The following is a 23,986-nucleotide window of genomic DNA, read 5'->3' as shown; positions in this document are numbered from 1 at the left end:
CTCATGCTGCTCGCTCCTGCCGCGCGCGCCGAGGTCGAACAGTTCCCGTCCAGCTTCAAAACCAAAACCATCGCGGCCAACGGCACGCAGATTCATGTTCGCGTCGGCGGCCAAGGGCCTGCCGTGATCCTGATCCACGGCTTTGGTGATACCGGCGACATGTGGGTCAAGCTCGGCGCTGACCTCGTGCGCGACCACACCGTTGTCGTGCCCGATCTGCGCGGTATGGGCCTCTCGAGCAAGCCCGACAATGGCTACGACAAATGGACCCAGGCGGCCGACATGCGGGCCGTTCTCGCAGCGCTCGGCATCGAAAAGGCCGCCGTCGTCGGCCACGACATCGGAACCATGGTGGCCTATGCCTACGCGGCCCGGTATCGCGACCTGACCGAGAAGCTGATCGTCATGGATGCTCCGGTACCCGGGGTGCCGCCGTGGGACGAGGTCGTTCGCAGCCCGCAGCTCTGGCATTTTGATCTCGGAGGCCCCGACATGGAGCGGCTGGTCAAGGGCCGCGAGCGCATCTACCTCGACCGCTTCTGGAATGACTTCGCGGGGACGCCCTCCAGGATCGCGGAAGCGACACGCCGTCATTACGCAGAGCTCTATGCGCGGCCGGGCGCCATGCGTGCTGCGTTCGCCCAGTTCAGGTCGATCCGAACCGACGCCGAGGACAACAAGAAGGCGATCGCGACCAAGTTGACCATCCCCGTGCTGGCCGTCGGGGGCGAGAAATCCTTCGGTGCGACGGAGGCCGTCGTGATGCGAAGCGCCGCGACTGACGTCACCGAATTGGTCATTCCGGACGCCGGTCATTGGCTGATGGAAGAGCAACCGGCGGCAACCGTGAAGGCGATACGCCAATTTCTCGATACCAAAAAATAGAGCAGCGAGCCGCGCGGAGCCGACATATCTCGGCTCGGTCCTTCCGCGCGGCTCATTTTAATCGGCCCGACGCTTCATCCTCCCGGCCAAACCGCTCAACCAGAAAATCGATGAACAGCCGCACCTTCACCGACAGATGCCGGGTCGGCGGATAAACCGCGTAGAGCGCAAGCGGCGGCGCCGAATACTCGTCCAGCACGGTCCGCAGCTCGCCTTTCCTCAAGGCGTCGGCGGCGATGAACTCCGGGAGCAGCGCGAGCCCCCTGCCCTTGATCGCGACATCACGCAGCACTTCGGCATTGTTGACGCAGAGCGACCATGCCGGCTGGATCCAGTGATCGCCATCGGCGCCGGTGAGCTTCCACTGATTGCCCGTCAGCAGGAAGCCGTAGGTCAGCACGGCGTGCTCGCGCAGATCCTGCGGATGCTTCGGCGTGCCGTGACGCGCCAGATAATCCGGCGAGGCGCAGATCATGCGGGCCACCGGCATGATTTTTCGCGCGATCAAACTCGACGATTCCAATTCCGCGATCCGCAGCGTCACGTCAAAACCGTCCTGGACGGGATCGAGCAGGTCGTCGCTGAGCACGAGCTGGAGCTGCAGCTCCGGATATCGCGCCATGAAATCGGCGAGCACCGGCCCGAGCCGCAGGGTGCCGAACGACATCGGGGCGTTGACGCGCAACAGGCCGCGCGGCGCCGACTGGGCCTGCGTCACGGCCTGGTCTGCCGCCTCGATCTCCGAGAGGATCACGACGGCGCGCTCGAAATAGCGCTGGCCGATCTCGGTCGGGCTGGCGTGGCGCGTGGTCCGGTTCAAGAGCTGCACGCCGAGACTGCCCTCGAGATCGGCGATGTATTTGCTGATGGCCGACCGCGACAGCCGCAGCTGGCGGCCGGCTTCGGCAAAGCTGCCGCTTTCCACCACCTTCACGAAGGCCCGGAGGCTGGCCACCTTATCCAAGGGCCAGCCCCGGCGATTGGTTCCAAATCGTAGACATAGACGTCATAATTCCACGGATTGTCTCCAATTCAAAGCGGCACGATATTTCCGGCCAGAGCAAGACCGCTCCCCGAATGTTGGAGGACGACAATGTCTGGACTGCACCACGTCACCGCGATTGCCGGCGATCCCATCAGGAATTTCGGCTTCTACACGCGCGATCTCGGCCTGCGCTTCGTCAAGAAGACGGTCAATTTCGACGATCCCGGCACCTACCATTTCTACTACGGCGACGAGACCGGCCGCCCCGGCACCATCCTGACCTTCTTCCCCTGGGCCGGCGCACCGGCCGGGCGCCGCGGCGTCGGTGAGACCCATCAGACCGCCTTCCGGGTGCCGCAGCGCTCGCTCGGCTACTGGACCCAGCGCTTCACCGAGAAGGACATCGCCTACGAGGCGCTGGAGAAGCGCTTCGGCGAATCCGTGCTGCCGTTCACCGATCCTGATGGCATGGCACTCGCGCTGGTCGGCGTCCCCGGCGCCGAGAACGAGCCGGGCTGGAGCAATGGCGACGTGCCGGCCGAGCACGCGATCCGCGGCTTCCACGGCGTGACCCTGCTGCTCGACAGCGCGGCGAAGACGGCGGCCGTCCTCACCGACGTGTTCGGCTTCAAGGAAACGGGCCGTGAAGGCTCCGTGATCCGCTTCAAGGCAGCCGGCGATGTCGAGGGCAGCGTCGTCGACATCTACGAGGCCAAGGGCTTTTTGCGCGGCCATCAGGGTGGCGGCTCGGTGCACCACATCGCCTTCCGCGCGGTCGATGATGCCGAGCAGGGCCAGATGGCGCAGAAGCTCGTGAGCAATCACGGCCTGCACCCGACCGAGCAGCGGGACCGCAACTACTTCCGCTCGATCTACTTCCGCGAGCCCGGCGGCGTGCTGTTCGAGATCGCGACCGACATCCCCGGCTTCGCCGTCGACGAGCCCGTCGCGACGCTGGGACGAGACCTGAAGCTGCCAAGCTTCCTCGAAGCGCACCGCAAGCAGATCGAGGGCGTACTGCCGAACCTGGAGGAGACCGTGGCATGACCGAGAGCGCATTCATCCATCGCTACGAGCCCGCGACCAGCGCGGGCTCCCCTCCGCTCCTGCTGCTGCACGGCACCGGTGGCGACGAGAACGACCTGCTCGGGCTTGGCAAGATGATCTCGCCCGGCGCGGCCCTGCTCTCGCCGCGCGGCCGCGTGCTCGAGCACGGCATGCCGCGCTTCTTCCGCCGTCTCGCGGAGGGCGTGTTCGACGAAGGCGACGTGCGCCGCCGCGCGCACGAACTCGGCGGCTTTGTCGCCGAGGCACGGCAGCGCTACGGCATCGCCGCGCCGGTCGCGGTCGGCTTCTCCAACGGCGCCAACATCGCAGCCGCGCTGTTGCTGCTGGAGCCGGACGTGCTGGCAGGCGCGATCCTGCTCCGCGCCATGGTGCCGCTGTCGGATCCGCCGAAGGCTGAGCTCGGCGGCAAGCCCGTCCTGCTTCTCTCAGGGCAGGCTGATCCGATCGTTCCGCCGAGCAATTCCGCGAAGCTAGCCTCGTTGTTGTCGGGAGCCGGAGCGCGGGTCGAACACAAGGTGTTGCCGGCGGGCCATCAATTGTCGCAAGCGGACGTGACGCTCGCCCGCGACTGGATCGGCAAACTCGCCGCCGAAGTCGCCTGATCCGGAAAAAGCGGCGCATCGTTTTCGAACGGTGCGCCGCGGCTTCATTCGAACCAGCCGCGCCGCTTGAACCAGATCAGCGGCAGCACGCCGCCGGCGATGATGGCAAGCCACGCCAGCGGATAGCCGAACGTCCAGTCCAGCTCCGGCATGTGCTTGAAGTTCATGCCCCAGATTCCGACCATGATCGTGGGCGGCACGCCGACGACCGAGACGATCGTCAATATCTTGAACAGCTCGTTCTGCTGGATGTTGATGAAGCCGAGCACCGCATCGAGCAGAAGCTGGATCTTGTCCGACAATCGCGTCTCGTAATCGCCGAGCGAGACGACATCCTTGGAGACGGCTTCGAGGCGCTTCTTCGAGGCGGCAGTGATCCATTCACCGCCGACATCGCCGGCGAATGATGCGATGCGGCCAACACCAAGCAGGACATCGCGCGCCTTGGCGAGCCGATCCGCCAACTCGCCGATGTTTTCCAGCGCCTCGCGCATCCTGCGGCTGGAGCGGACCGGCCGCTTGGTGCGAACGAGCCCGCCTTTGAAGACGCCCCGCGAGAGCCTGTCGACCTTCGCGCCGAGATGCTCAAGGACATCGGCGCCGCGGTCGACCATGGCCTCGACCAGGCTGGTGAACACGCACATGCCGTTCTCCAGGCTGTCATCGGAACCGATGCGCTTGCCGATGTCGTCGAAGATCGGCAGCTGCGCGAAGCGCACCGTCACCAGCACGCGCGGGCCGATGACGAATCCCACGGGCGTGATCTCGGCCTCGTTGTCCTCGTTAAGCCGGACCGCAGGCGAGCTGAGATAGAGCGTGCCGTTGTCGAGGATCAGGCGGCTCGACGCTTCGATCTCGCTGAGCGAATCCTCGGACGGAACGCGTATCCCGAGCAATCGTTCGACGAACTGCTTTTCTTCTGCGGTCGCGTCCAAAAGATCAGCCCAGATGATCTCGGACGGCATCTGCGCGCCGATCTTCTGCCAGTCGTCGGACGGCCACCTGTACAGTTTGAGCAAGGAACCGAACTCCGTACGTCGTCACGCCGGATGGTTCATTGGGCTGCCATCCACCGGGCTAACGTCTGACGGTTACAAACGTTCAGTGCCTTTGCCGCGCGGACCCGAGCTGAAGAGCGGGCCGCGATCGCCAACTGAAATCAACGCAAGGACTGCTCAAGCCGCCACGTTGGCGAGGAAGCGATTCACCGACGAGCGCAGCAGTGCCGCCTGGCTGGACAGATCGTGGGCGGTTGCCAGAACCATGTCGGCGGAACGGTTGGCATTATCCGTAGCTTCGGCCGTTCCGGCAATGCTTCGGGCAACCTGGGCCGTACCAGTCGCGGCCTGACCGATACTTCTGGAGATCTCTCCCGCCGCCGCATTCTGCTGACTGACAGCCGCGGCGATCCGGCCTGTGAAACTGTCGATGTCGCCAATGATCAAGGCGATCGCTCCAACGTTGTCGACTGCCTGCCGTGTCGCCAACTGCACCTCGTTGATTTGCGACGAAATCTCCTCGGTTGCCTTCGCAGTCTGGGTTGCAAGCGCCTTGACCTCCGACGCGACGACGGCAAAGCCCCGACCCGCCTCGCCGGCCCGCGCGGCCTCGATGGTGGCGTTGAGCGCAAGCAGGTTGGTCTGTCCGGCAATGGTCCGGATGAAGCCGACCACTTCGTCGATCTGCTGTGCCGCGCTTGCGAGCCTGCCGATGGTCTGGTTGGCGGACTCCGCCATACCGGAGGCGCGTTGGACGATTGTGGAGGCGTCGGCCAGCTGAGAGCTAATGGCCTGCACGGACTCACCGAGTTCGCTCGCGGCGCTCGCAACGGTCTGGACGTTGCAGGACGTTTCCTTGGCAGTCGAAGCCGCCTCGCTCGAACGTGTGCCAGCGACGCGCGCCGTCTCGGCCAGGTTCTGCGCCGTGTCCGTCAACTCCCCGGTCATGCGGTCGGTGTGGCTGAGCACGGAGCTGAAGGCGGCGCGGAACGCATCGATCTCGGCCTCCACACGTTGCCGGCGGCCGATCTGCGCGGCGCTGCTCTGATCTTTGGCGGCGATCAAGGCCAAGTCCTCATCGGCGCGGGCTTTCAGGCTGGATTGCATCACGGCCAGAGACTTCAGGAGCCGACCAAGCTCGTCGCGACGACGGACGGATATATCGTCCATGAAGTTGCCGGCTGCCACGCGTTCAGCGATCCGGACTGCGGCCGAAATCGGCCGGCTCATCGAGTAAGTGAAGGCGAGCGCGATGACGAGTCCGATCAGCGCCGTCCCGACCGCCACTGACACCATCGTGGTGCGGGCCGAATTGACCGCTGCTTCCGCCTCCGTGCGATATTCATAGCCGTAAGCCGCGACAAGCTCGACGAGATCGTCGATCGACGTCATCAACCGGTCGCCCTGTTGCGCGAGCAGGAAGCTGGTCGGAATCTCCGTTGTACCGCCGGCGGACGACTTGAGAATCTTCAGCGCGCCGCTGGACCACTCCTTGAGCTGGCCCTCGACCTTCTCGCGGACATTCGTGACATTCGGCGATGAGGTGCGTTCGCGCACGACTTTCAGATCTTCGAAGCTGCTGCGCACCAGATCCTCGAACTTCTTGACCTGTTCGCCCGAGCTGCCCGCGAGCAGGTTTCGCTGGAGCACGAGGCGGGCCTCATGCAGCGCCGCGTGGGCGGCCCGCGCATGGTTGATCCCCATCAGCGGCCCGTCATAGAGACGGATCACCAGATCGCCGGAATTGCCGATGGCGCGTATGCCGTAGAACGCGATCCCGCAGGCCAGCAGGATCACGACACTGAAGGCACCGAATATCTTGTAGCGTATCGACATCATCAATCTCCGGCGCCACGTGGTCGTTAGTCAGTTACCTTCACCATCATCTTCATGCGCGGATGGATGGCGCAGATCACCAGGACCTCGCCGGCATCCTTGAAGCTGACGTCCGTCGAGGTACCGGGCGCCTGCGATCCGAGGTTGAATTCGTTGCCCTTGCTGGCCGACATGATGTTGTGGGGCACCGTGTCATCGTTCAAAAACGTGACGGCAGCGCCCTTCTTGACCGAGATGTTCTCGGCTGAGAAGACGCGCCCCTGCTGGTGGATGACTTCGGTGGCCGCATAAGCGCCTACCGAAAGCCCGCTGACGATGACGCAAGTGAACAGAGCAAGTGCACGCATGGGGTATCCTTTTAAATTTAGCGCGGCAGGACCGGCACGGCCGTCGGGGCGAGTTCGCTGGTCAATGTCTTGAGGAACGCAACGAGATCGGCCTTCTCCTGCGCTGTCAGTTCGAGAGGGCGCATGAGATCCGAGCGGCTAGGTCGATCGATACCCGCGTGATCGTAGTGCTCGATGACCTCTTCGAGCGTTGCGAGCGAGCCGTCGTGCATGAAGGGGCTGCGGCGGCTGATCTCGCGAAGGCCCGGGGTTTTGAAGGCGTGCTTCATCTTGATGACACCGGGAAGGTACTCGCCACGGCCGACGTCGCTGCTTGGCAGCCCGATGTCCTGAAAACCCTCATTGGTGAAGTTCCAGCCTTCGTGACACGCTGCGCACTGCGCCTTGCCATTGAACACGGCAAAGCCCCGCTTGGCATCTTCCGAGATCGCCTTCTCGTCGCCCTCGATCCAGCCGTCGAACGGCGCCCGTTCGGAGACGACGGTACGCTCATAGGTCGCGATCGCCTGGCCCAGCGTCTTGGCCTTGATTCCCTCGCCCGGGAACGCGGCCTCGAACATCGGTTTATATTCGGGAATGCCGGAAAGCCGCTGCATGAGCTCGTCGAGCTTCATGTTCATTTCGCCGGGGGACTGGATCGGGCCGAGCGCCTGCTCCTCCAGTGTCGGAAGACGGCCATCCCACATGAAGATGGCGCTCCAGGCCGCGTTGACGATGGTCGGTGAATGACGCCCGAGCTTCGCCATGCCGTGGCCGACGCCGACCGCCAGCCCGTCGCCCCAGCCGAACCCGGGGCTGTGGCAGCTCGCGCAGGACTGCGCCGATGTCACCGAGAGGCGGGTGTCGAAATACAGCTTCTTGCCGAGCGCGGCTTTCTCTGGCGTGTACGGATTTTCTTTCGGGAACGGGATTGTCGAGGGTCTGCGATACAGGGCCTTGAGGGCGTCGAGCCCGCCCGGCGCCTTCTGTGTGATCTCGACCTTGCGGCTTTCACCGATGACGGCTGCGCCGAAACCGATCGTGCTGAAGCCGATAGCGCCAATACCGGCCGATGCGACTGCGGCGGCGAAGATGGTATAACGTGAGGAGCCGAACATCGGCATGCAATGTCCCTCGAGAGGGTGTCATTCGCGACACTGGAAAACCTTCGAGGCAATGCACCGCCCTTCTGGCGTGATGAAAATAGAGGCAGATCGTTAAAATAAAATGTTGGCGCCAGCAGATCGGCATGTATTTTCGGCAAACCAGCAAATACAAATTGCAGGAAAAAGCGGCAACAACCGTCATGATACCGAAGTTGCAGGGTGGGCCGTCTGAGTTGGCACCATGTCAATACGGAGTATTTAGCCTTTCCCGGTGCGTGCGCCTCCGCGCGCGTGAACCGGGAAGCAGTGGCAATTGAATTGCGGCGCAAGAGCAATCCGCGGCCAAGAATGGATAGCCGGACGACTTGGCGATCCTGCTTGAGCAGCGATCCTGTTCAGGGCTCAACTTGGTACAAGGTGCCAGAGGCCGCGGCTCGACATGCCTGCCGATGGTACAGTCGAAATTGTCTTCACGTGCCGGAACGCTTCGCCGTAATCGCAAGGCGCACCAGCTCGGCGGGATTTTTCGCGCCGACCTTCTGCATGATATTGACCCGATGGCTCTCGATGGTGCGTGGGCTCAGATCCATGCGGTCTGCGATCTCCTTGGTCGACCTCCCGCCGATCAGCTCGGACAGAACTTCCCGCTCGCGAACCGTGAGCGGCGGCCGTCCGGGGAAATGAAACACAGGCCCCGAGCTCCTGGACTCCCCAGGTTTCAGAGCTGCCGCAACCCGCGCAACGAGGTCGTTGCCCCGAAATGGCTTCTCGATAAAATCAAAGGCGCCCTGCTTGATCGCGCGGACAGCCGTTACGACGTCGCTGCAACCGGACACCATGATGATGGGCCGATCAAAACCTCGGTTCCGGAGTTCCCTCAGTATTTCCAACCCCGAAGTGTCATTCAGAACGACGTCGACGAGGACGCAAGAAGGATTGGAATCGAGGCACAACGCAATGAATGACTTCGGATCGCTGCAGCCGATCACATCGAACCCCGCCCTGGTGAGCACGAGCGAGACCGTCTGCCAGACCGCGGGTTCGTCATCCAGCACCAGAACAGGTCCGGCAGGCACTTGAACGGAAGGACTACCCGTACAATTACGTCTCGCGCGATTCATATGCTGTATGCCAAAAGGTCAGTGCTGATGCTCGCCGAATCGAGCGAGGCTTTGCATCGACGCTTAAACAGGCGCGGTTCATCCGCTCGGCTTGTTGGGTCCAATCCATCGGCCAACGGGGAATTGGGAGGAGATTTATGGAGGTCGCATTCTCCACCGCAGACGTGCATCCGCGGGACCGTTTCGACTATTGGCAAGCTGCCACGCGCGAGCGGATCGCCGACCACGACTCCTCGATTTCCTCTCGCGACGGTTTCAAAGCAGAGCTGTCGGTCGGACGCGTTGGGTCGCTGGGCCTGGTTAGATCATGTAACTCCGAGATTCAGGTCGCTTCCACAAACCGGCATGCGGCCTGCTCGGACCCCAGCGAAATCCTGTTATTCTGTTTGCTCGCTGGTCGAATCCTGCTGGAACAAAGCGATCGCAGGGTGTCCTTGGACGCAGGCTCACTCGCGTGTGTGGACCCGCGGCTCGCCCACACGATGCACTTTCTCGATCAGTCGTCCACGCTCATCATCAAAGTTCCGCGAACGGAACTTGAAGCAAGACTCGGTACGAACTTCGATATTGCGGCTTGCCGCATCGCTCCGTTGGGTCCGCAGGAGCGCCTAACCCTATTCTTTGCAGCCAAGCTGGAACAGCTGAGCGGTACACTCGATAGGACAAGCGAGGAAACCATCTCGACGCAGGCAATCGACTTGATTGCGCTCTCCCTCGGGAACGCGGTCGATAGGCCAACGCAACTTCCGGCCAATAAATCGCGCCTTGTCTGGCACATTCACCGCGTCATCGAGGCGAGATTGCAGAATACCGACCTCACGCCGGAGCGAATCGCCGAACGTGTCGGAATTAGCGTTCGCCAAGCCAACAGATTGCTCGGAACGCAGGGCAGCTCACTCATGCGGCTCGTCCAAACCAAGCGATTGGCGCGATGCCGCCACGCGCTGGAAGACCCGAGACAAATACACCGTTCAGTCAGTGACATCGCTCTCGGCTGGGGATTTTCGGACCTGACCCACTTCAGCCGATCATTCAAAAGAGCTTATGGAATTTTGCCCAGCGACCTCCGAAAGCTCAAAGAAAGCCGGTGAAAGCGGCCCCTTCGTTTCGGCCACGGCTTGGCGCGCGACGTATCGGCGAATGTCGCAGAGCTGCTTCTCCAACAGCACCAGCTCCTCGAGGGCAGCTTTCAGCTCCCTCTGAAGCCGCCGAAAGCGCATGCGATAGCCGTGCCGCTTCGCACCGTTCAACGCTTCGGTGGTCGATTCCAGTTCGGCGAAGCACGGTGCAAATTTTTCCCTCTTTTCCCTGGTCTCCTTGCTTTGCGCAATGAGATCGGCTGCGATGAGACGCTGTTTCAACACAGGCTCGCTAAGGTGCAAGGTTGTGACGTTCGACATCTTGGACAATCGATACTGGAGAGAACGGGATGGCGCCTGGCGTTCACCAGGCGCCCGTTGCTTTTCAGATCAGGCGGCGCGTACGGTGGAGAGGAACCGCTGTACCTGAGCTTTCAGCCTGTTGCTGTCGGAGGACAGTGATTGCGCCGAGGACAGCACCTGGCTGGACGCCCCGCCCGTCTCCGTCGCCCCCCTCTGAACGTCGACGATGTTGGAGGAAACCTGCTGAGTGCCCTGGGACGCCTGCTGGACATTGCGCGCGATCTCCTGAGTGGCGGCGCCCTGTTCCTCCACCGCTGCCGCAATGGTCGACGAAATTTCAGAAAGTCGTTCGATCGTACCGCTGATACTTTTGATCGCCGTGACGGATTCCTGCGTTGCGGCCTGAATGCTGGTGATCTGCTGTCCGATGTCGCCGGTTGCCCGCGCGGTCTGCTCGGCCAACGCCTTCACCTCGGAGGCAACCACTGCAAAGCCGCGGCCCGCATCGCCGGCCCGCGCTGCCTCGATCGTTGCATTCAGCGCCAGCAGGTTGGTCTGTCCGGCGATCGTGTTGATGAGCTCAACCACATCGCCAATGCGGGTCGAGGCCCGCGACAGCTCGCTGACCTGGTTCATTGTGTTGCGGGCCTGGCCGACGGCTTCGCCAGCCATCCGCGCCGATTCCTGAACCTGCCGGCCGATTTCGTTAACCGACGTCGACAGTTCTTCCGTTGCGCTCGCAACCGACTGGACGTTGGCAGAAGCCTGCTCGGACGCGGCGGCAACGGTCGTGGTGACCTCCTGAGCACGTGTCGCGGAATGGGTCAACGTGTTGGCTGAGGCTTCCAGCTCGGTAGAAGCGGACGCCACGGCGTCCACGATCTCGCCGACAGCGTGCTCGAACTCGTTGGCAAGCTTCTCCATTTCCAGCTTGCGACGCCTTGCTTCCGCCTGCTCGTTGGCCTTTTGCTCATCCTCCATCCGGCGCACGCGCAGGCCGTTCTCCCTGAAAACGAGGAGTGCCTTGGCCATGTCGCCGATTTCGTCGTTGCGCGTCGTATATACGACTTCGGTGTCGAGGTTCCCGTCGGCGATAGTCCGCATCGTGCCGTTCAGCCGCTGGAGCGGCGAAGTCACCCGCATCAACACAAAGCATGCAGCGACGAGACCCATCAAGAGTGCGACGCCCCCGACCGTGAACGTCACCAGTTTTGCGAGCGAATAGCTGCCGCGTGCCTCTGAAACGGCCTGAGCGGCACCCTTCTCATTGAATTCGACAACGGCGTCGATGGCGTTCTGCGCCTCACTGAACGCTGCACTCCCCAAGCCATTGTAGTCGCTTATCGCCTTGGCCGGATCACTCGCGGCCAGCATCAGGATGCGATCCTGCTCATTCTTATAGAAACCTGACTTTTGCTGGAACTTATCCCAAAGCGCCCTTTCCTGAGGCGATACGATGGTAGCCTCATAGACCTTCGCGGCCTTCTCGGCATTAGCCATATATTGCGAGAGCTGCCCTTCTGTAGTTCTGCGCTGCAACGGGTCGGTGGTCACGATCAGGCGGCTGCCGGCGACCCGGCCGCGTGTCGACCAATACTTGACGTCACCCAGCGCTTTCGTCGCAGGCAACCAATTGGTGGCAAGGTCTTCCGCATTCGCATTTAGCGCTGCCGCGCGGGAAAGTGCCATCCATGCCTGCGCCATTAGAAGGAGCACAAGGAGGGAAACGATTCCAAGTAGGCAAATTTTAACACTCAGGCGCATGTTTGCTCCCGCAAGCAAAGGGTTAATAAAACGCCCTGCATCCTTGTTCGAGTTGGTTGACGAAAGCTAACCGATGACCATCGTGTGACTACGGGATTGCCGCAGCAGATGCCGGGCGGCGCGTTCAACTGCGGCGCTCCGGCTCAGACTGACGTGAGACAGACGGTCTGTTGTGAGTCAGCGGGAAAGAAGCGAGAGACGCTGCTTGGAAGACCAAGGTTGGTTTTGGTCTGCCTGGTCACGAGGTCTTGGCGATGACGCGCCTGCAAGGTTTGCTCGCAATCGAGACGGCCGGTCAGATCTTCACCTCGTCCGGGCAGACCTGGCATGTGGTGGCGACGGCGGCCGACGAGTTCTGCGATGATGCCATCATGCCAGTGTTTTGCCCGACGCGTCAACGGCATCGCGCTACGCGAAGCCATTCGATGGCGTGACGCGCAAGTCATTGAAACAACTACCCTCGGCTACTGTGCATGGGGTTGTTTTTCAGGTTTTTGTTTGGACCGGCCTCGTGACGATCTCTTCCGTTGGGAGAGATCGTCACCGAAATCAGGCAATCGACCTGCGCGACCCTACTCCCACGCCCATGTCGAGAAATCGTTCTCGTATTGGGGCACGTCCTTCCAGACGCCCTTCAGCTTCTTGTTGGTGATGGTGATCAGCTGCGGCTGGTACAAATAGCCGGAGACCGCGTCGGTTGCCAGCATCCGCTGGGCGTCGCCGAGAAGCTTGACACGGGCGGCTTCATCCGGCGTCGACACGATCTGCTTGTAGAGCGCGTTGAAGGCGTCGTTGTTGTAGCCGAGATAGTAGTCCGGCTCGGTGATCTTGACGAGATCGAACGGCTCGACATGGCTGACGATGGTGAGGTCGAAATTGTGCGGACCATTGCCGGCGAATACCTGCGACAGCCATTGCGCCCATTCGACGTTCTCGATCTTGGCGATGATGCCGACCTTGGCGAGCTGGGCTGCGAGGATCTCGCCGCCCTGCCGCGCGTAGGACGGCGGCGGCAGCTTCAGCGACAGCTCGAGCGGCGTGGTGATTCCGGCCTCGGCGAGCAGCTTCTTGGCCTTCTCGGGATCGTAGGGGTTGATGCCTGTGGTGTCGACATAGCCGAGCGCGGTCGGGACGTAGAAGCTGCCGATCGGCGTACCGAAACCATCGACGGCGCCGTCGATCATCGCCTTGCGATCGATCGCGGCGAGGATCGCACGGCGCACGCGAACGTCGTCGAGCGGCTTCTTGCGATGGTTGATACCGACGATGGTCTTCGCCCTGGAGCCGCCGACCATAACGTTGAAGCGCGGATCAGCCTTGAACTGCGCGATGGTGCGCTGGGCCGACACCCGGGGAAACGCGTCGACGTCGCCCGACAGCAGCGCGGCCGTCTGCGCCGACGGATCGGAGATGAAGCGGATCGTCACCTTCGAGAGCTTGATCGCGGCGGCGTTGCGGTAGTCGGCCCATTTGGTCAGGGTCATCGAGGAGCCCTTGGCCCACGCACCGAGCTGAAAGGGCCCGGTCCCGACCGGCTGCGTGATATTGGTGGCAGCGCTCTTCGGCTCGACGATCGAGCCGCTCGCCTGCCCCAGCAGGAACGGCAGGTTCGGCTCGGAATTCTTCAGGCTGATCACGACCGTATCGGCGTCGGGCGCGTCGACCTTCTCGAAGCTCTGGAACAGGCTCTTGTCCTTGTTGGTGCTGGTGGCGACAGCATTGCGCTCGAACGAGAATTTCACGGCCGCGGAGTCGAACGGCTCGCCATTGTGGAACTTGACGCCCTTGCGCAGCTTGAACGTATAGGTCTTCAGATCGGGCGATGCGGTCCAGCTCTCCGCCAGCAGGGGCGACGTGGTGCCGTCCTCGTTGATCTTGGTCAGGGTCTCATAGATGTTGTAGAGCGTGACCTCGGCGATCGCGGCGGCGGCGGCATTGGTGGGATCGAGCCCGGGCGGCTCCAGCGCCATCGCCATGACGACGCTGTCCTTCTTGGACTGCGCCAGCACCGGCAACGGAGCCACGGCAAGCGCGGCGGCGAATGCGACGATCGATAGTTTCCTGAACATGCGTAACTCCCCGGCCTTGTCTCGTCTCAAGCCTACGCCAATCCCGCCGCGGACGCTAACCTTCCACGGGCAATTGCGGCAACGCCATCACGGCTTCCGCCTTATGGCAGGCGGCCAGATGCGTCTCGCCCACCTTGCGTAGCTCAGGCAGAACCTCGCGGCAATGCTGGTCGGCGAGCGCGCATCGCGAGACATAGGGGCAGCCGGTCGCCGCCGCCGATTGCGAGGCGATCGCCTGGGCCCCGCGCCGCCGCCGGCCGCCACCGGCGCGCACCCGCGGCACGGCGTCCAGCAGTGCTCGCGTGTAGGGATGGGCGCAGCGCTCGAACAAATCCTCTGGCCTGCCCTGCTCGACGATGCGGCCGAGATACATCACCGCGACCTCGTCGCAGAGATAGTCGACGACGGCGAGGTCGTGACTGATCAGGACGTAACTGAGGCCGAACTGTTCCTGGAGGTCCTGCATCAGATTCAAGACTTGCGCCTGCACGGAAACGTCGAGCGCCGAGACCGGCTCGTCGGCGACGATCAGCTTCGGCTGGGTGATCAGCGCGCGCGCAATAGCGATGCGCTGGCGCTGGCCGCCGGAGAATTCGTGCGGATATTTCTCCATGTCGGCATCGCGCAGCCCCACCTGCCGCAGCGCTGCGGAGACGCGCTCGCGGAACGTATTCCGGTCGGCGTCTTCCAGCACGGTGAGCGGTTCGGCAACGACGCGCGCGATGGTCTGGCGTGGGTCCAGCGATCCGTAGGGATCCTGGAACACCATCTGGAAATCGCGGCGGGCGCGGCGCAGCTCGTCAGCGGAGATGCGGTTGAGGTCGCGGCCGAGCAGCGCGACCTGCCCCGATGTCGGCCGTTCCAGCGCCATCACCACACGCGCAAAGGTCGACTTGCCTGAACCGGACTCGCCGACGATGCCGAGGCTCTTGCCGGCGTCGACCCGCACGCTCACACCGTTGAGCGCGCGCACCTGCCCCGGCGGGCGAAACACGCTTTCGCGCGGCAGCGTGTAGCGCTGCTCGAGATCCTTCACGTCGAGAAGAGGCGCCGTGCTCATGCGGTCAGCGCTCCGATGCGTTCGGCCATGGAGACGTCCGTCCGGATGCAGCGCACGAAGTGGCCGGGTCCGACGTCCACCATCGGTGGAAGCGCGGCCCGGCACTGCTCGATCACGAGCGGACACCGATCGGCGAAGGTGCAACCGGAAGGCAGATCGGCGAGCTCCGGCACCGAGCCGGATATCGTCGTCAGCCGCGTCCCCTTGCGTGCGCCGAGTTTCGGTCGGGCGCGGAACAGGCCCTGCGTATAAGGATGGCCCATCCGGCGGAACACTTCGTCGGTCGGCCCGCTCTCGATGATCGTGCCGCCGTACATCACCATCATCCGTTGCACGTTCTCGGCGATGACGCCGAGATCGTGCGAGATCAGGATCATCGACATGCCGCGCTCCTCGACGAGGTCGGCGATGAGGTCGAGGATCTGGCCCTGAATGGTGACGTCGAGCGCCGTGGTCGGCTCGTCCGCGATCAGAAGGTCGGGCTCGCAGGCGAGCGCCATCGCAATGGTGACGCGCTGACGCTGGCCACCGGAAAACTGGTGCGGATAGGCGTCGACGCGCCTCGCCGGATCGGGCAATCCAACGCGGTCGAGTAAGGCGATCGCTTCCTTGCGCGCCTGCGATGCCGAAAATTTCCTGTGACGCCGCAGCGGCTCGGCGACCTGGTGTCCGATCGTGTGCATCGGATTGAGCGCGGTCATCGGCTCCTGGAAGATCATGCTGATGCGATTGCCGCGCAAGCGACAATAGTCCGCGTCCGACAATCCAGCGAGTTCGCCGCCATCCAGCTTGATGCTGCCGGTGACGACCGCGCTGTCCGGCAGCAGCCCCATCAGCGACAACGCCGTCACCGACTTGCCGCAGCCGGATTCGCCGACGAGCCCGAGCGTCTCGCTGCGCTTCAGGGCGAAGCTGACGCCGCGCACGGCCTGTGCCGGCCCGCGGCTGGTGTTGAGGCGCACGCCGAGATTTTTGACCTCGATCAACGGCATGGTCGAGCGCTCGCCCATCGTCATCGCTCCCGCGCCAGTCGTGGATCGAGCAGATCGCGCAGTCCGTCGCCGAGCAGGTTGAGGCCGAGCACCGCGATCGCGATCGCAGCGCCCGGATAGACCGCGAGCATCGGCGACTGGAACAGCAGCGTCTGCGCGTCGTTCAGCATCCGTCCCCAGGACGGCTGCGGAGGCTGCGTGCCGAGACCGAGATAGGACAAGGCGGCCTCGGCAAGAATCGCGAGTGCAAACTGGATTGTCGCCTGCACGATCAGGATCGACAGGATGTTGGGCAGCACGTGCTCGATGGTGATGCGAAACTTGCCCTTGCCTGCCGCGCGCGCGGCCAGCACGAATTCGCGCGCCCAGATCGCGTTGGCCGAGCCGCGCGTCAGCCGGATCAGCGTCGGGATCTGGAAGATGCCGATGGCGACGATCGAGGTCACCATGCCGGGCCCCACGACCGCGGCGAGCATGATGGCGGACAGCACGGCCGGAAAGGCGAAGGTGAAATCGGAGAAGCGCATGATGATCTCCTCGGTCCAGTCACGCTTCGCCGAGGCGATCAGGCCGAGACAGACGCCGAAGGTGAGACCGATGCTCACCGCGATGATGCCGACCATGATGGTGGAGCGGGCGCCGGCGAGCAGCAGCGAAACGATGTCGCGGCCGAAGACGTCGGTGCCGAGCCAGTGCGCGGCCGAGGGCGGCCGGAGCTTTGACGCGATGTCGATCTCATAGGGCGACCAGGGCGTCCACAGCAGCGACAGCAGCGCCGAGGCGAGAACCAGCACGCTCAGCGCACCACCGAGCACGAAGCTGCGATGACGCAGCGCGCGGCGCCAGAACGTCCGGGCCGGCAGAGGGCGCGCTAAGGCCGGCGCCTCGACGAGGGTGGTCAGCGGCGCGCTCACAGATCGTGGACCTTGATGCGGGGATCGACGAAGGCATAGAGCACGTCGACCACGAAATTGACGATGACGACCATGGTCGCGAGCAGCATCACGCAGTTGCGCACCACGATGAGGTCGCGGTTGGCAATCGACTGGAAGATCAGGCGGCCGAGGCCGGGTAGATAGAACACGTTCTCGATCACGATGGTGCCGGCGAGCAGATTGGCGAATTGCAGCCCCATCACCGTCATCACGGGGATCATGGCGTTGCGCAGCACGTGTTTCCACAGCACCTCGCGCTTGCCGAGGCCCTTCGCGCGCGCCGTGCGGACGAAGTCTTCACGCAGCACTTCCAGCACCGCCGAGCGCGTGACGCGTGCGAGGATCGCGGCCTGCACCACCGCGAGCGACACCGCCGGCAGCAGCAGCGATTTGATGCCGGGCCAGATGCCGTCCTCCCAACCGGGAAAGCCGCCCGCGGACAGCCATTGCAGCCGCACCGAAAACAACAGCACCAGCAGGATCGCGAACCAGAAATTCGGCAGCGCGATGCCGACCTGCGTCAGCGACATCACGCCGACGTCGCCGAGCTTGTTGTGGTTGGCGGCGGTGTAGATGCCGGCCGACAGCGCCAGCGTCACCGTGATCAGCATGGACATTATTGCGAGCGGAATGGTCAGCACCAGCCGCTCCGCGATCAAGGCGGCAACCGGCGTACCGTAGACATAGGAGTTGCCGAGATCGCCGACCAGCAGCCCCTTGACCCATTGCAAATAGCGAACCGCCAGCGGCTGATCGAGCCCGAGCTTGACCGTGAGCGCGCGGACCGCATCTGGCGAGGCGTCGGCGCCCATCAGCATCTGCGCAGCGTTGCCCGGGAGAGCATCCAGCACCAGGAAAATGATCACGGATGCGCCGACCAGCGTCGCCAGCAAGGTCAGCAGACGTCGGAGGACAAATACGCTCATGCGCGCTCGGATTCAGGGCTCATCCGTTGCACGATCAACATGTCCGGGCACCGGAGGCAAGTGCTTTGCTGCATCCCCATCTGCTCAACCGGGCCAGCGGGACAGAAGGCCTTGCGAGGCCTCGAACAGCGCGCTCACGCGCAGCAAGTCCGCATCAGCGCGGAAGCGGCCGACGAGTTGCAATCCGATCGGCAGGCCGTCGCGGCCGAAGCCGCAGGGCAGGCTGATCGCGGGGTGTCCGGTCATGTTGAACGGCATGGTCCAGGGGAACCAGTGCGGCCGGACGCTGTCAAAGTGCTTGCCGTCGATCTCGATGGTGCCGAACAGGTCCTGATCGATCGGCAGGGCGGTGCGGGTGATGGTTGGCATCGCCAGCAGATGCCCGCGCGCAAGCAGGGATTGCACCCGGCGGAACAGCGCCGTGCGCGCGAACATCGCCTCCTGATAGGCGACGCCGCTGACGTCGGTGGCAAGCGCAAGCTGCTTGAGGAAGGCCTCGCTCAGCGCTTCCCCTTGCTCGGCCGCGAGTTTGGCAAAGCGCGTGCGCCAGACCGTGTGATTGATGGCGCGCCAGATCGGCTCGATGTCGAACCCCTCGCCCGAAAATTCCTTGAGCTCGGCACCCAGGCCCGCGAGCCGATCGAGGCTGGCCTTGAAGCCGGCTGCGACATCGGCAGAGACAGGGCGTCCGGGCGGCGACAGGCAGTACAGGATTTTCTGCCCACGCAGATCGCCGCGCGGGGCGGCCGCGCCGATGAAGTCGGGCACGGGAACGCCGATCGACCAGGGATCGCAAGACTCCTCGCCGGCCATCGCCTGCATCATCAACGCGGTGTCGGCGACGGTCCGCGTCATCGGCGTGACATAGGTCTGGTTGCCGAACGCGTCCAGCGCCTGGCTGTGCGGGATTACGCCGTTGCTCTGCTTCAGCCCGACCACGCCGTTGCAGGCGGCGGGAATCCGCGTCGAGCCGCCGCCATCGGTCGCGATCGCAAGCGGCGCGATGCCGCTCGCCACCGCCACCGCCGCGCCGCCGCTGGAGCCGCCCGGCGAGCGCTCGGCGCTCCACGCATTGCGGGTGCGGCCGAACAGGGGCGAGTCGGTCAGGCACTTGCTGCCGAATTCGGGCGTCGTGGTCTTGCCGATCAGGATCGCGCCTTGCGCGCGCAGCCTTGCAACCGCGACGGCATCCTCGTTCGGAACATTGTCCTTGTAGGGAACGGCGCCGAAGGTGGTCTTGACGCCCCTGGTGTTGACGATGTCCTTGACGGTGACGGGGATGCCGTGCAGCAGGCCGAGCGGCTCGCCGGCCATCACCTTGCGCTCGGCCTCGCGCGCGGCGGCAAGCGCCTCGTCGCCGCAGATCGTGATGAAGCAGTTCAGCTCAGGCTGGAACGCCTCGGCACGGGCGAGCACCGCGCTGACGAGTTCGACGGGCGAGATCTGCTTTGTCGCGATGAGGCCGCGCAGCATGGTTGCGGATAGCAGGCAAGGATCGCCGTTCATCGTCACATCGCTCCGAAGCCGGCCGCCGTGGCCGATTGCATTGACAGCGAGGATGACAGTTTTGTTAACTCGCCGTCCAATACGATTTTGGACGCCATCCCATACGTTTTCGGTATGCCAATGGATCTTCGCCGGCTCCGCTATTTCGTCGCCGTCGCCGAGGCGCGCAGCGTCGGCAAGGCCGCCGAACGGCTGCGGATGGCGCAGCCGCCGCTTTCGGTCCAGATCCGCAAGCTCGAAGCCGAGATCGGCGCGCCGCTGTTCCGCCGTGGCACGCGCGGCATGGACCTGACTGAGGCGGGTCAGGCCCTGCTGGCGCGCGCCGGCGAAGCGCTTGCACTTGCGGCTGACGGCGCCGAGGCCGCGCGTGCAGTGGCCTCGGGCCGGCGCGGGCGGCTATCGGTCGGTTACATGATCGTGCTGGGTAATGCAGTGCTGCCGCGGCTTATCCCCGAGTTGCGCCGGTCTATGCCCGGCGTCGACCTCGAATTCGCGGAACTCAGCGCATCGACGCGAGAGGCGCGGCTGCTCGACCGCAGCGTCACGGTCGCGCTGTGCATGCCGGCGATACATCACCCCGAAATTCAGGTGGCGCGGATCGGTGCGCAGCCGCTCCTGCTGGCGATGCCGAACCATTCGCCGCTCGCCCGCCTGAGCACGGTGCCGATGGCGAAATTGCAGGGCCGTCCGCTGATTGCGCTCCCGCCGCCGGACCAGGATCCCGCCTCCTCCGCGGTCGCCGCCCTGCTGCGGCGCCACCAGATCGTGATGCCGGTCGCAAGCCGGGTGGAGACGGTGCATGCGGCGATGAGCCTGGTTCTGGCCGGTGAAGGTCTTGCGATCCTGCCAGCCTGCGCCAAGCTCGGGGCGCCGCGCGGCATCGTGTTCAGATCGCTGCGTGATGCCTCTGATTCGATCGACATCGCGGTGTGCTGGCGCCGGGATTCCCAGAGCCCGCTGATCCGCACGTTCCTCAAATGCGCCGAGAAGGCGGTCGCACGACTGTGAGCGGCCTACCAGCTCCAACTGATCTCGTGGCTCCAGGGCGGATCGGCACCGCGACGGGTGCAGGTGAGACCGGCGCAATTGGCGGCAAAGAACAGTGCACGGCGAAGCTCCTCTGCGCCGATATCCTTCAAGTGCTGTCGAGGGAGACGTCCCTGCTTGTGCAGGGCGAACAACAACGCCGCCTGAAAACTGTCGCCCGCGCCGATGGTGTCGGCGACCACGACTTTGGGCGCGGCGACCTCGATCTGCCCTGCCCCCACATGCCACGCGATCGCGCCGCTGTCGCCACGGGTGATGACGACCAGGCTCGCGCCCCCCGCGAGCAGCGTGCTCGCACGCTGGTAATACGGCTCGTCGCCGAACAAATAGGCAAAATCGACGTCCGACATCTTGATGAGATCGGCGCTGGCCGCAAACGCGGCCATGCGCGCGAGATAGGCCGGTTTGTCCTTCACGAGGTTGGGTCGGCAGTTCGGATCAAAGGAGATTGTCGAGGACGCCCGCGCGTCCGCGATCAGAGCCTTGGTCTCGGTCGCGCCCTGGTCGTTAACGAGTGTGGTCGAGCCGACGTGGAGAACTTCGATCGCGTCGAAAGGAATGGAGCCGCGCTGGTAGACCCAGTTCCGCGCCGCCGTCTCGGCATCGTAGAACGCGTAATGCGACTCGCCCGCGACAATACGAACGAAAGCGAGCGTGGTCTGGTGATCGCTGCGGGTGGCGAGACCGAGCTCTACATTGGATGCAGCGGCGTGGTCGGCGATCATGCGCCCGAACATGTCGGTCGAAATTCCGCCGACAAAGCCGGTCGGCGCGCCGAGCCGCGCCATACCGATTGCGACGTTAAGGCAGGAGCCGCCGACCGCCGGCATCACCGCTTCGCGCCCGTCGGTGTTTCGCGTCGGGACGAAATCGATCAGCGCATCGCCGCAGGAAATCAGCATCCGTCTCAACCTCCCGCGATGTCGCGCATCGCGACGCGGCTGCCGCGATCGACCTCGCGCAGCAGCTTGTAGACCTCGCGCTTGCGGGCGTGAAAGGCGGCGATGTCGGGCGTGGTCGGCTCGCTCTTGCGTCCCAGCGCCGACATCTTTGCCATGGTCTCGCCGATCGAGGCGTAGGCGCCGCCGGCGACTGCGCCGAGCATGGCGGCGCCGAGCAGCACGGGTTCTTTGGTCTGCGGCAGCGCGACCGTGAGGCCGGTGGTGTCCGCCATGACCTGCCGCACCAGCGGACTGCGGCTGGCGCCGCCGCCCATGATCATGATGCCGGAATGGACGCCATGCGCGGCAAAGGCCTCGATCACCTCGGCAAGCCCATAGGCGAGCCCGCACAGACCGGCGACGAACAGCCGTTCCATCGAGGCGATGCCGGTGTCGAGATCGAGGCCGGCGATCACCGCGCGCGTGTCAGGGTCGGCGTAGGGCGAGCGGTTGCCGATGAATTCAGGAAGTACATGGACGTCGCTGGCCAGCAGCGCGGCACGGCTGGCGCCGCCTGCGCGCGCGATGATGCGGCGCTCGAGGAACTCGATGAGGTCGAGGCTCTCGCTGCGCGCCGCCGCGCTCGCCTCGGTGTGGCCGGGGTGCGACTTGAGAAGATGGTCGATCGCAGCGCCCGCAGCCGACTGCCCGCCCTCGTTGAGCCAGAAATTCGGCACCATGCCGGAATAGTAAGGACCCCACACGCCCGGCACGAAGCACGGTTCTTTCGTCGTCGCCATGATGCAGGCCGACGTTCCCATGATGTAGGCGAGACGGTCGGAGACATCTGTCGCGCCGTCCGATTCATCGCGCCCGCCGATCGCCCCGATGCCGCCAGCATGCGCATCGATCAGGGACGCTCCGACCGGTGTGCCCGGTGACAAGCCAAGATCGGCAGCTGCCGTACCGGTCAGACCGGCGCCGAGCCGCGTGCCGGGCGCGACGATCTCGGTGCCGATCCGGGCGTATTTCTCGTTGACGAAATCCGACAGGCCGATGCGCTTGAAGAATGGCGCGCTCCAGCCGCCGCCGTCGTGGGCGAGATAGTTCCATTTGCAGGTGACCGTGCAGGTCGAGCGCTGAAGCGAGCCGGTTGCGCGCCAGGTCAGGTAATCCGCCAGATCGAAGAAGTGCCCTGCAGCATCGAAGCTCGCGCGCATGTGCCGCTTCAGCCACAGCAGTTTCGGCATCTCCATCTCGGGCGAGATCGAGCCCCCGACATAGCGCAGCACGGCATCACCGGTTTCGTTGATCAGCCGCGCTTCGGCCGTGGCGCGATGATCCATCCAGACGATAACGTTGCGCTGCCTGCCGCCGGAGGCGCTGACGGTGAGCGGTTCGCCTTGCCCGTCGAGCACCACGAGGGAACAGGTGGCGTCGAAACCGATACCGCCGACGCTGTCGGGCGCGATGGCAGCTTCCGCCATCGCTGCCCGCACCGACGCAGTGCAAGCGTCCCAGATATCCTGGGACGATTGTTCGACGATGTCGCCGGCCTCGTGCCATATCCTGATCGGATGCCGTGCGATCGCCAGTAAGGTGCCCGCCTCGTCGAACACCCCTGCCCGCGTGCTCGTGGTCCCTACATCGACGCCGATATACGCTCGCGGCATTGTCGCCCCCGGAAGCTCTCGTCAGTTTTGACGCTAGCCTACCAGCAAGTGTAGCCGCCATCCACCAGCACGATGCTGCCGGTCATCAGGCTCGCGGCTTCGGAAGCCAGGAACAGCACGACGGAAGCGATCTCATCGACCTGCCCCATCCGTGCCATCGGGGTTCCACCGATCCAGGCGTCGTACATTCTCGGATTGCTTTTCACGAAGGCGTTGAGCGGCGTCTCGATATAAGTCGGCGCCACCGCGTTGACGCGGATGCCGCGCGTGCCCCATTCGGCGGCGAGCGATTTCGTGAGATGGTGCACGCCGGCCTTGGACGCATTGTAGAAGCACTGCTCCTGCGGTTTGTTGACGATGAAACCGGACATCGATCCGACATTGACGATGGCGCCGCTCCTGGCATTGAGCATGTGCTTGCCGAACTCGCGGCAGCACCAGAAGGTGCCGTTGAGATTGACGTCGATGACGTTGAGCCAGTGCTCGTCGGTCACGGTCTCCGCCGGCGTCTCGCTGCGGGCGATGCCGGCGTTGTTGACGAGGATGTCCACCTTGCCGTGGCGCGCGACGAGGTCGCTCGCCACTTCCGCCACGCGCTTGGTATCGGTGACATCCATGATCGCCGTCTCGGCGTCGAAGCCCTTCGCCCTCAGGCTGGCTTTCGCGCTGTCCGCGACCTTGCTGTCGCGGTCGCCGATGACGACCCTGGCGCCGGCTTCAGCCAGCGCTTCGGCGCAGGCGAGCCCGATCCCCTGCCCGCCGCCGGTGATGAACGCGGTCTTGCCGTTCAGCTTGAACTTTTCCAGGTACATGTTGCTCTTCCG

General features: G+C 64.1%; 23 protein-coding genes. 6 read left to right on the top strand and 17 right to left on the bottom strand.

Annotated features, from left to right (window positions below):
- The first annotated feature begins 3 nt into the window (after positions 1–3).
- Positions 4–885, top strand: a complete 882-nt coding sequence (locus IVA75_RS37950) for an alpha/beta hydrolase (RefSeq protein ID WP_247289108.1) — start codon at positions 4–6, stop codon at positions 883–885.
- Positions 886–937: 52 nt separating this feature from the next.
- Here the strand turns inward: IVA75_RS37950 and IVA75_RS37945 are convergent, their stop codons facing one another.
- Positions 938–1,849, bottom strand: a complete 912-nt coding sequence (locus IVA75_RS37945) for a LysR family transcriptional regulator (protein ID WP_247288968.1) — start codon at positions 1,847–1,849, stop codon at positions 938–940.
- Positions 1,850–1,978: 129 nt separating this feature from the next.
- Between IVA75_RS37945 and IVA75_RS37940 the strand changes: the two genes are divergently transcribed.
- Positions 1,979–2,917, top strand: a complete 939-nt coding sequence (locus tag IVA75_RS37940; protein WP_247288966.1) for a ring-cleaving dioxygenase — start codon at positions 1,979–1,981, stop codon at positions 2,915–2,917.
- Positions 2,914–3,540: an alpha/beta hydrolase gene (locus tag IVA75_RS37935; RefSeq protein ID WP_247288964.1), complete on the top strand. Its 627-nt coding sequence runs from the start codon at positions 2,914–2,916 to the stop codon at positions 3,538–3,540. Before IVA75_RS37940 ends, IVA75_RS37935 begins: the two co-directional genes overlap by 4 nt.
- 44 nt (positions 3,541–3,584) lie before the next feature.
- On the opposite strand, the gene IVA75_RS37930 is transcribed toward IVA75_RS37935, so the two are convergent.
- From IVA75_RS37930 to IVA75_RS37910, 5 genes are all read right to left on the bottom strand, one after another.
- Complete coding sequence (locus tag IVA75_RS37930) at positions 3,585–4,559, bottom strand: magnesium transporter CorA family protein (protein WP_247288963.1); 975 nt, start codon at positions 4,557–4,559, stop codon at positions 3,585–3,587.
- Positions 4,560–4,715: 156 nt separating this feature from the next.
- Complete coding sequence (locus IVA75_RS37925; protein WP_247288961.1) at positions 4,716–6,374, bottom strand: methyl-accepting chemotaxis protein; 1,659 nt, start codon at positions 6,372–6,374, stop codon at positions 4,716–4,718.
- Between the two features lie 26 nt (positions 6,375–6,400).
- Positions 6,401–6,721 carry a plastocyanin/azurin family copper-binding protein gene (locus IVA75_RS37920; protein WP_027569212.1) on the bottom strand — a complete coding sequence of 107 codons (321 nt, stop codon included), beginning with the start codon at positions 6,719–6,721 and terminating at the stop codon, positions 6,401–6,403.
- 17 nt (positions 6,722–6,738) lie between these two features.
- A complete protein-coding gene (locus IVA75_RS37915; RefSeq protein WP_247288959.1) occupies positions 6,739–7,824 on the bottom strand; it encodes a cytochrome c peroxidase in 1,086 nt (361 codons plus the stop codon).
- 452 nt (positions 7,825–8,276) lie between these two features.
- A complete protein-coding gene (locus tag IVA75_RS37910) occupies positions 8,277–8,927 on the bottom strand; it encodes a response regulator (protein ID WP_247288957.1) in 651 nt (216 codons plus the stop codon).
- Positions 8,928–9,064: 137 nt separating this feature from the next.
- Between IVA75_RS37910 and IVA75_RS37905 the strand changes: the two genes are divergently transcribed.
- On the top strand, positions 9,065–10,018 hold the full coding sequence (locus IVA75_RS37905; protein ID WP_247288956.1) for a helix-turn-helix domain-containing protein: 954 nt from the start codon (positions 9,065–9,067) through the stop codon (positions 10,016–10,018).
- On the opposite strand, the gene IVA75_RS37900 is transcribed toward IVA75_RS37905, so the two are convergent.
- Together IVA75_RS37900 and IVA75_RS37895 are read right to left on the bottom strand one after the other, a co-directional pair.
- Positions 9,956–10,288, bottom strand: a complete 333-nt coding sequence (locus IVA75_RS37900) for a hypothetical protein (RefSeq protein ID WP_247288954.1) — start codon at positions 10,286–10,288, stop codon at positions 9,956–9,958. The two genes, IVA75_RS37905 and IVA75_RS37900, sit on opposite strands and share 63 nt — an antisense overlap.
- Before the next feature lie 108 nt (positions 10,289–10,396).
- Positions 10,397–12,073, bottom strand: a complete 1,677-nt coding sequence (locus tag IVA75_RS37895; RefSeq protein WP_247288952.1) for a methyl-accepting chemotaxis protein — start codon at positions 12,071–12,073, stop codon at positions 10,397–10,399.
- Positions 12,074–12,327: 254 nt separating this feature from the next.
- Here IVA75_RS37895 and IVA75_RS37890 point away from each other — a divergent pair, with 254 nt between their 5' ends.
- A complete protein-coding gene (locus tag IVA75_RS37890) occupies positions 12,328–12,507 on the top strand; it encodes a hypothetical protein (protein WP_247288950.1) in 180 nt (59 codons plus the stop codon).
- 138 nt (positions 12,508–12,645) lie between these two features.
- On the opposite strand, the gene IVA75_RS37885 is transcribed toward IVA75_RS37890, so the two are convergent.
- The 6 genes from IVA75_RS37885 to IVA75_RS37860 all read right to left on the bottom strand — a co-directional run bounded on the left by IVA75_RS37885 (position 12,646) and on the right by IVA75_RS37860 (position 19,561).
- A complete protein-coding gene (locus tag IVA75_RS37885) occupies positions 12,646–14,142 on the bottom strand; it encodes an ABC transporter substrate-binding protein (RefSeq protein WP_247288947.1) in 1,497 nt (498 codons plus the stop codon).
- Between the two features lie 55 nt (positions 14,143–14,197).
- The gene (locus IVA75_RS37880) at positions 14,198–15,202 is read right to left on the bottom strand and encodes an oligopeptide/dipeptide ABC transporter ATP-binding protein (protein ID WP_247288945.1); all 1,005 of its coding nucleotides are present in this window, start codon (positions 15,200–15,202) and stop codon (positions 14,198–14,200) included.
- A complete protein-coding gene (locus IVA75_RS37875) occupies positions 15,199–16,212 on the bottom strand; it encodes an ABC transporter ATP-binding protein (protein WP_247288944.1) in 1,014 nt (337 codons plus the stop codon). The genes IVA75_RS37880 and IVA75_RS37875 overlap by 4 nt, the downstream gene beginning before the upstream one ends.
- Before the next feature lie 2 nt (positions 16,213–16,214).
- Positions 16,215–17,108, bottom strand: a complete 894-nt coding sequence (locus IVA75_RS37870; protein WP_247288942.1) for an ABC transporter permease — start codon at positions 17,106–17,108, stop codon at positions 16,215–16,217.
- Positions 17,105–18,055 carry an ABC transporter permease gene (locus tag IVA75_RS37865; RefSeq protein ID WP_247288940.1) on the bottom strand — a complete coding sequence of 317 codons (951 nt, stop codon included), beginning with the start codon at positions 18,053–18,055 and terminating at the stop codon, positions 17,105–17,107. The genes IVA75_RS37870 and IVA75_RS37865 overlap by 4 nt, the downstream gene beginning before the upstream one ends.
- An 84-nt stretch (positions 18,056–18,139) precedes the next feature.
- Positions 18,140–19,561, bottom strand: coding sequence for an amidase (locus IVA75_RS37860; RefSeq protein ID WP_247288939.1), 1,422 nt, complete (start codon positions 19,559–19,561; stop codon positions 18,140–18,142).
- 120 nt (positions 19,562–19,681) lie between these two features.
- Here IVA75_RS37860 and IVA75_RS37855 point away from each other — a divergent pair, with 120 nt between their 5' ends.
- Positions 19,682–20,569 (top strand): LysR substrate-binding domain-containing protein, encoded by an 888-nt coding sequence (locus tag IVA75_RS37855; protein ID WP_247288938.1) that lies wholly within the window; start codon positions 19,682–19,684, stop codon positions 20,567–20,569.
- Positions 20,570–20,574: 5 nt separating this feature from the next.
- On the opposite strand, the gene IVA75_RS37850 is transcribed toward IVA75_RS37855, so the two are convergent.
- From IVA75_RS37850 to IVA75_RS37840, 3 genes are read right to left on the bottom strand one after another with little or no spacing between them, the layout of a single operon-like run.
- The gene (locus tag IVA75_RS37850) at positions 20,575–21,510 is read right to left on the bottom strand and encodes a carbohydrate kinase (protein ID WP_247288937.1); all 936 of its coding nucleotides are present in this window, start codon (positions 21,508–21,510) and stop codon (positions 20,575–20,577) included.
- A gap of 5 nt (positions 21,511–21,515) precedes the next feature.
- Entirely contained in the window at positions 21,516–23,162 is a 1,647-nt protein-coding gene (locus tag IVA75_RS37845; RefSeq protein WP_247288936.1) for an FGGY-family carbohydrate kinase, read from the bottom strand.
- Between the two features lie 38 nt (positions 23,163–23,200).
- The gene (locus IVA75_RS37840; protein WP_247288935.1) at positions 23,201–23,974 is read right to left on the bottom strand and encodes an SDR family NAD(P)-dependent oxidoreductase; all 774 of its coding nucleotides are present in this window, start codon (positions 23,972–23,974) and stop codon (positions 23,201–23,203) included.
- Positions 23,975–23,986 lie beyond the last annotated feature (12 nt).

The sequence above is a fragment of the Bradyrhizobium sp. 134 genome (genome assembly GCF_023074155.1).
In the GTDB taxonomy this organism is placed as follows: Bacteria; Pseudomonadota; Alphaproteobacteria; order Rhizobiales; family Xanthobacteraceae; genus Bradyrhizobium.
This window is presented reverse-complemented; position numbering and strand designations above follow the sequence as displayed.

Coding starts and splice junctions, on each gene's coding strand:
- IVA75_RS37855 (WP_247288938.1), top strand. CDS start 19,682: ATGGATCTTCGCCGGCTCCGCTATTTCGTCGCCGTCGCCGAGGCGCGC.
- IVA75_RS37905 (WP_247288956.1), top strand. CDS start 9,065: ATGGAGGTCGCATTCTCCACCGCAGACGTGCATCCGCGGGACCGTTTC.
- IVA75_RS37950 (WP_247289108.1), top strand. CDS start 4: ATGCTGCTCGCTCCTGCCGCGCGCGCCGAGGTCGAACAGTTCCCGTCC.
- IVA75_RS37840 (WP_247288935.1), bottom strand. CDS start 23,974: ATGTACCTGGAAAAGTTCAAGCTGAACGGCAAGACCGCGTTCATCACC.
- IVA75_RS37875 (WP_247288944.1), bottom strand. CDS start 16,212: ATGGGCGAGCGCTCGACCATGCCGTTGATCGAGGTCAAAAATCTCGGC.
- IVA75_RS37850 (WP_247288937.1), bottom strand. CDS start 21,510: ATGCTGATTTCCTGCGGCGATGCGCTGATCGATTTCGTCCCGACGCGA.
- IVA75_RS37935 (WP_247288964.1), top strand. CDS start 2,914: ATGACCGAGAGCGCATTCATCCATCGCTACGAGCCCGCGACCAGCGCG.
- IVA75_RS37880 (WP_247288945.1), bottom strand. CDS start 15,202: ATGAGCACGGCGCCTCTTCTCGACGTGAAGGATCTCGAGCAGCGCTAC.
- IVA75_RS37910 (WP_247288957.1), bottom strand. CDS start 8,927: ATGAATCGCGCGAGACGTAATTGTACGGGTAGTCCTTCCGTTCAAGTG.
- IVA75_RS37860 (WP_247288939.1), bottom strand. CDS start 19,561: ATGAACGGCGATCCTTGCCTGCTATCCGCAACCATGCTGCGCGGCCTC.
- IVA75_RS37895 (WP_247288952.1), bottom strand. CDS start 12,073: ATGCGCCTGAGTGTTAAAATTTGCCTACTTGGAATCGTTTCCCTCCTT.
- IVA75_RS37890 (WP_247288950.1), top strand. CDS start 12,328: ATGACGCGCCTGCAAGGTTTGCTCGCAATCGAGACGGCCGGTCAGATC.
- IVA75_RS37845 (WP_247288936.1), bottom strand. CDS start 23,162: ATGCCGCGAGCGTATATCGGCGTCGATGTAGGGACCACGAGCACGCGG.
- IVA75_RS37885 (WP_247288947.1), bottom strand. CDS start 14,142: ATGTTCAGGAAACTATCGATCGTCGCATTCGCCGCCGCGCTTGCCGTG.
- IVA75_RS37920 (WP_027569212.1), bottom strand. CDS start 6,721: ATGCGTGCACTTGCTCTGTTCACTTGCGTCATCGTCAGCGGGCTTTCG.
- IVA75_RS37865 (WP_247288940.1), bottom strand. CDS start 18,055: ATGAGCGTATTTGTCCTCCGACGTCTGCTGACCTTGCTGGCGACGCTG.
- IVA75_RS37915 (WP_247288959.1), bottom strand. CDS start 7,824: ATGCCGATGTTCGGCTCCTCACGTTATACCATCTTCGCCGCCGCAGTC.
- IVA75_RS37925 (WP_247288961.1), bottom strand. CDS start 6,374: ATGTCGATACGCTACAAGATATTCGGTGCCTTCAGTGTCGTGATCCTG.
- IVA75_RS37940 (WP_247288966.1), top strand. CDS start 1,979: ATGTCTGGACTGCACCACGTCACCGCGATTGCCGGCGATCCCATCAGG.